Source organism: Deltaproteobacteria bacterium (assembly GCA_016234845.1).
GTDB lineage: Bacteria > Desulfobacterota > Deferrimicrobia > Deferrimicrobiales > Deferrimicrobiaceae > JACRNP01.
In genome coordinates, this window is record JACRNP010000194.1 from 1 (window position 1) to 4,619 (window position 4,619).

At 69.4% G+C, this 4,619-nt stretch carries 6 protein-coding genes; all 6 read left to right on the forward strand.

Annotation, left to right across the window (positions count from 1 at the left end):
• On the forward strand, nucleotides 1-393 hold a 393-nt coding region (locus HZB86_12075; protein ID MBI5906260.1), incomplete at its 5' end, for an ACT domain-containing protein.
• 186 nt (nucleotides 394-579) lie between these two features.
• Entirely contained in the window at nucleotides 580-1,593 is a 1,014-nt protein-coding gene (gene aroF, locus HZB86_12080) for a 3-deoxy-7-phosphoheptulonate synthase (protein MBI5906261.1), read from the forward strand.
• Nucleotides 1,594-1,597: 4 nt separating this feature from the next.
• Nucleotides 1,598-2,452 (forward strand): prephenate dehydrogenase, encoded by an 855-nt coding sequence (locus HZB86_12085; protein ID MBI5906262.1) that lies wholly within the window; start codon nucleotides 1,598-1,600, stop codon nucleotides 2,450-2,452.
• A complete protein-coding gene (gene aroA / locus HZB86_12090; GenBank protein ID MBI5906263.1) occupies nucleotides 2,449-3,726 on the forward strand; it encodes a 3-phosphoshikimate 1-carboxyvinyltransferase in 1,278 nt (425 codons plus the stop codon). Before HZB86_12085 ends, aroA begins: the two co-directional genes overlap by 4 nt.
• Nucleotides 3,723-4,394, forward strand: a complete 672-nt coding sequence (locus HZB86_12095; GenBank protein ID MBI5906264.1) for a (d)CMP kinase — start codon at nucleotides 3,723-3,725, stop codon at nucleotides 4,392-4,394. Before aroA ends, HZB86_12095 begins: the two co-directional genes overlap by 4 nt.
• Nucleotides 4,395-4,399: 5 nt before the next feature.
• On the forward strand, nucleotides 4,400-4,619 hold a 220-nt coding region (locus HZB86_12100; protein ID MBI5906265.1), incomplete at its 3' end, for a 4-hydroxy-3-methylbut-2-enyl diphosphate reductase.

The window sequence follows — 4,619 nt, forward strand, 5'->3', positions numbered from 1 at the left end:
GCGTCGGCGGCGATCGCGGGGGAGGCGGCCGCGAAGATCTACGGGCTGAAAACGATCCGGCGCCGGATCCAGGACAACACGAACAACTTCACCCGGTTCATCATCATCGGGAAGCAGCCGTCCGCCCGCACGGGGGACGACAAGACCTCCATCATCTTCTCGGCGCGGGACGAGGTCGGCGCGCTCCACCTGATGCTCGAGCCGTTCGCCCGGTACGACGTGAACCTGACGAAGATCGAGTCCCGCCCCGTGAAGAAGAAGGTGTGGGAGTACCTCTTCTTTCTCGACATGACGGGCCACGCGGACGACGAGCCGGTCGCGAAGGCGCTCGCCGAGCTGACGGGCCGCGCGCAATACATCAAGATCCTCGGGTCGTACCCGCGGGCAATCTGAAAGCTCGCCTTGCGGAGAGACGCAGCGGGGGGTTCCTCGCAGGGGGCGTATGGAGCGAGGCAGAGATTGCGTCGAGCGAAATCCGCAGTGAGCGGTCGAAGGTCGCGAACGTCCCCGAGAGGAAGCCGCCCGCGAGGAACGCAGCCATGGTGGGTTAGCGAATAAGAATATGGAAGGAACACACGCATGATCATCGTATTGCGCGCCGGGGCGACCGACCAGGACGTCCGGCAGATCGAGGACACCCTGAAGGCGAACGGCCTCTCCGCGCACATATCGCGCGGCGTGGAGCGGACGATCATCGGGGCGATCGGCGACGAGCGGAAGCTCGACCCCGAGGCGTTCGAAGGGCTCCCCGTCGTCGAGAAGGTGATGCGGGTCCTGGCTCCCTTCAAGCTCGTCAGCCGCGAGTTCCAGAAGGAGAACACCGTCATCGACGTGAACGGGAAGAAGATCGGCGGCAAGGCGCTGGCGCTGTTCGCCGGCCCCTGCTCCGTCGAGGGGCGGGACATGATGTGCGCGATCGGGGGGAGGGTGGCGTCCGCGGGGGCCGCCTTCATCCGCGGCGGAGCCTTCAAGCCGCGCACCTCCCCGTACGCGTTCCAGGGGCTGGGGGAGGAGGGGCTGAAATACCTGGCGGAGGCCCGCGAGAAGACCGGCCTCCCGGTCGCGACGGAGCTCATGGATCCGAGGGATCTGGAGCTGGTGGCCCGGTACGCCGACGTCATCCAGATCGGCGCCCGGAACATGCAGAATTTCCGGCTCCTGACCGAGGTCGGAAGGCTCGACAAGCCGGTCATCCTCAAGCGCGGCATGAGCGCCACGATCCAGGAGTGGCTGATGTCGGCGGAATACATCGCGTCGGAGGGGAACCAGAAGATCATCCTGTGCGAGCGGGGGATCCGCACCTACGAGAACGCCACGCGGAACACCTTCGACGTCTCCGCGATCCCGGTGGTGAAATCGCTCTCCCACCTCCCCGTGATCGCCGACCCGAGCCACGCGGCCGGAAAGGTGGCGCTGGTGGAGCCGCTGGCCGCCGCCGCGATCGCGGCGGGAGCCGACGGGCTCATGATCGAGGTGCACCACCAGCCGGAAAAGGCGCTCTCCGACGGGCCGCAGTCGCTCAAGCCCGACGCGTTCGCGCAGGTCATCGACCGCCTGCGGAAGGTGGCCGAGGCGGTCGGGAGGTCATTGTAGGAAGGTGGCGCGCGAGCGGCTGGGAATCCTTGGCCTGGGGCTGATCGGCGGCTCGCTGGCGCTGGCCCTGAAAGGCAGGCGCGGCGCCCCCGAAATATGGGGGTGCGACCGGAACCGGGAGCACGTGCGGCAGGCGATCGCGGCCGGGGCGATCTCCCGGGGATGCGCCCTCCGGGATCTCCCCGGGTGCGACGTAGTGATCGTCTGCCTCCCCGTCCTCCGCACCGTCGACGCGATCCGGCGGCTGGGGCCCCGGATGCGCCCCGGGACGGTCCTGACCGACGTCGGGAGCGTCAAGGCCGGCATCGTCCGGGAGGGGGAGCGCGCCGTCGCCCCCGGCGCGTTCTTCGTTGGCGGCCACCCGATCGCCGGGACCGAGGAGTCGGGATTCCCCGCGGCGGACCCGTCGCTCTTCCGCGGCCGGTCGTTCATCGTGACCCCGACGCGACGGTCCCGCATCGAGGCCGTTCGGCGGATCGAGCGCCTGTGGAAGCTCGCCGGATCGAAAATCCTCCTGCGCATGGACGCCAGGACCCACGACCACGTATTCGCTTACGTGTCCCACCTCCCGCACGCCGTGGCGTACGCCCTCGTCCACTCGGTGGCGACCCTCCCTTCGAAGGTCCCGCTGGGGTACTCCGCGGGCGGCTTCCGCGACTTCACGCGGATCGCGTCGAGCAACCCGGAGATGTGGAAGGACATCGTCCTCTACAACCGCGAAGAGGTGCTGCGCGCGGTCGCGCACTACCGGAGGAACCTCGACCTCCTCGAGCGCAGGATCGCCCGCGCCGACGCCGCGGGCCTGATCGAATATTTCCGACGGGCCAAGAAGACCCGCGACGGACTGGTCGTCCCGTGATCGGGAGAGGGCCGGTCCGGGGGGAGATCTCCGTTCCCGGCGACAAGTCGATCAGCCACCGCGCGGCGATGTTCGCGGCGCTGGCCTCGGGGAAGAGCCGGGTGCGCGGATTCCTCCACGCCGAGGACACGCTGCGGACCGTCTCCATGATGCGGGCGCTCGGCGCGGGGATCGAGGGGATCGCCCCTTCGGAGATGCGGATCGAGGGGAAGGGGCTGCGGGGACTCACCGAGCCCGCGGACATCATCGACGCGGGGAACTCCGGCACCACGATCCGGATCGGTTCCGGGATCCTGGCGGCCCAGCCGTTCTTCTCCGTGGTCACGGGGGACCGGTACCTGCGCCGGCGACCGATGGCCCGCGTGATCCGTCCGCTCGCGTTGATGGGGGCCGTGATCCACGCGCGCGACGGAAACCGGCTTCCGCCGATCGCCATCCGCGGAGGGGCGCTGAAGGGGATCCGGTACGAAATGCCGGTGGCGTCCGCGCAGGTCAAGTCGGCGCTCCTTCTCGCCGGCCTCTGGGCCGACGCTCCGGTGACGGTGATCGAAGCGTTGCCGACCCGCGACCACACCGAGCGGATGCTCCGGTCGATGGGGGCGACGGTTGCGGTCGACGGCCGCGCGATCACCGTCTCCCCCGCCGAGCGGCTGATCCCCGCCGACGTGACGGTCCCGGGCGACATCTCGTCGGCCGCCTTCTTCCTCGTCCTGGCCTCCCTGTCTCCGGGTTCGGAGCTGGTCGTGCGGGGGGTCGGGGTGAACCCGTTCCGGACCGGGGTGGTGGAAGTGTTGCGGAGAATGGGCGCCGACATCCGGTACGCGAACGAGCGGCTCGAGAGCGGCGAGCCGGTCGCCGACCTGGTGGCGCGCGGAGGGGACCTATCGGGGACGAGCGTCGCTCCGGAAGAGATCCCGGGCCTCGTGGACGAGGTCCCGATCCTGTGCGTCGCCGCCGCCTTCGCGGAGGGGCGGACCGAGATCCGCGGTGCGGAGGAGCTGCGGGTGAAGGAGTCGGACCGGATCGGGGCGATGGTTTCCGGCCTTTCGTCCCTGGGGGTCCGGTGCGGGGAGTACCCCGACGGCCTGTGGATCGAAGGGCCGTCCACGATCCGTCCCACCGGTCCGTGCGACAGCCGGGGAGATCACCGGATCGCGATGTCGCTCCTGGTTCTCGCCCGGGCCGCCGGCGTGAACATACTCGTGAAAGATACCGCCTGTATAGACACTTCATTTCCAGGATTTAAAGCGATACTTGAGGGTTTGTCGTCGTGAGGGGACGTCCGGTCGTCACGATCGACGGCCCATCGGGAGCGGGAAAGAGCACGGTGTCCACGCGTCTGGCCCGGGCGGCCGGCATGGTGCGCCTCGACACGGGAGCCATGTACCGCGCGTGCGCCCTGGCGGCCCGACGGTCCGGCGTCCCGTGGGGGGACGGTCGGCGGCTGGGGGAGCTGGCCCGGTCGATGGAGATTTCGTTCCGGTCGCCTTCCGGCGTGCCCGGGGTGTTCCTCTCGGGCGAGGAGGTAACCGAGGCGATCCGCGCTCCGGAGATCAGCATGGGCGCGTCGGAAGTGTCCGCCCACCTTCCGGTCCGCGAGGCGCTGGTGGCCAAGCAGCGGGAGCTGGGACGCGACGGGGGTGTCGTCCTGGAGGGGAGGGACACCGGGACGGTGGTCTTCCCGGACGCCGAGGTGAAATTCTTCCTCGACGCCGCGGCGGCCGTCCGCGCGCTTCGCAGGTACCTCGAACTTCGCCCGGGCGGGGGGCAATCGTACGAGGAGGTGCTGACCGACGTCCTCCGGAGGGACGTCGCCGACAGCACGCGGGAGCATTCCCCCCTGAAGGTGGCCGACGGGGCGGTGTACGTCGACTCGACGACGCTTTCGGTCGACGAGGTGGTCGAGCGGATGCTTTCCCGCCTCCCCAAGGCGCCCCGGTGAAGCGGATCCTGATCGCGCGCAGCGCGGGATTCTGCTTCGGCGTCAAGCGCGCCATCGCCATCGCCGACGAGACGGCGGGGAAGGAGCGGAGCGGCGGGGGCAAGGGCGGCCCCATCCATTCGCTGGGCCCCATCATCCACAACCCGCAGGCGGTCGAACAGCTCGAGAAAAAAGGGGTGCGCGTCGTCGGGACGGTCGACGAGATCTCCTGCGGGAAGGCGATCA

Bases quoted from the DNA above. Each gene is read 5' to 3' on its own strand.
- aroF (MBI5906261.1), top strand. From the start codon at position 580: ATGATCATCGTATTGCGCGCCGGGGCGACCGACCAGGACGTCCGGCAG.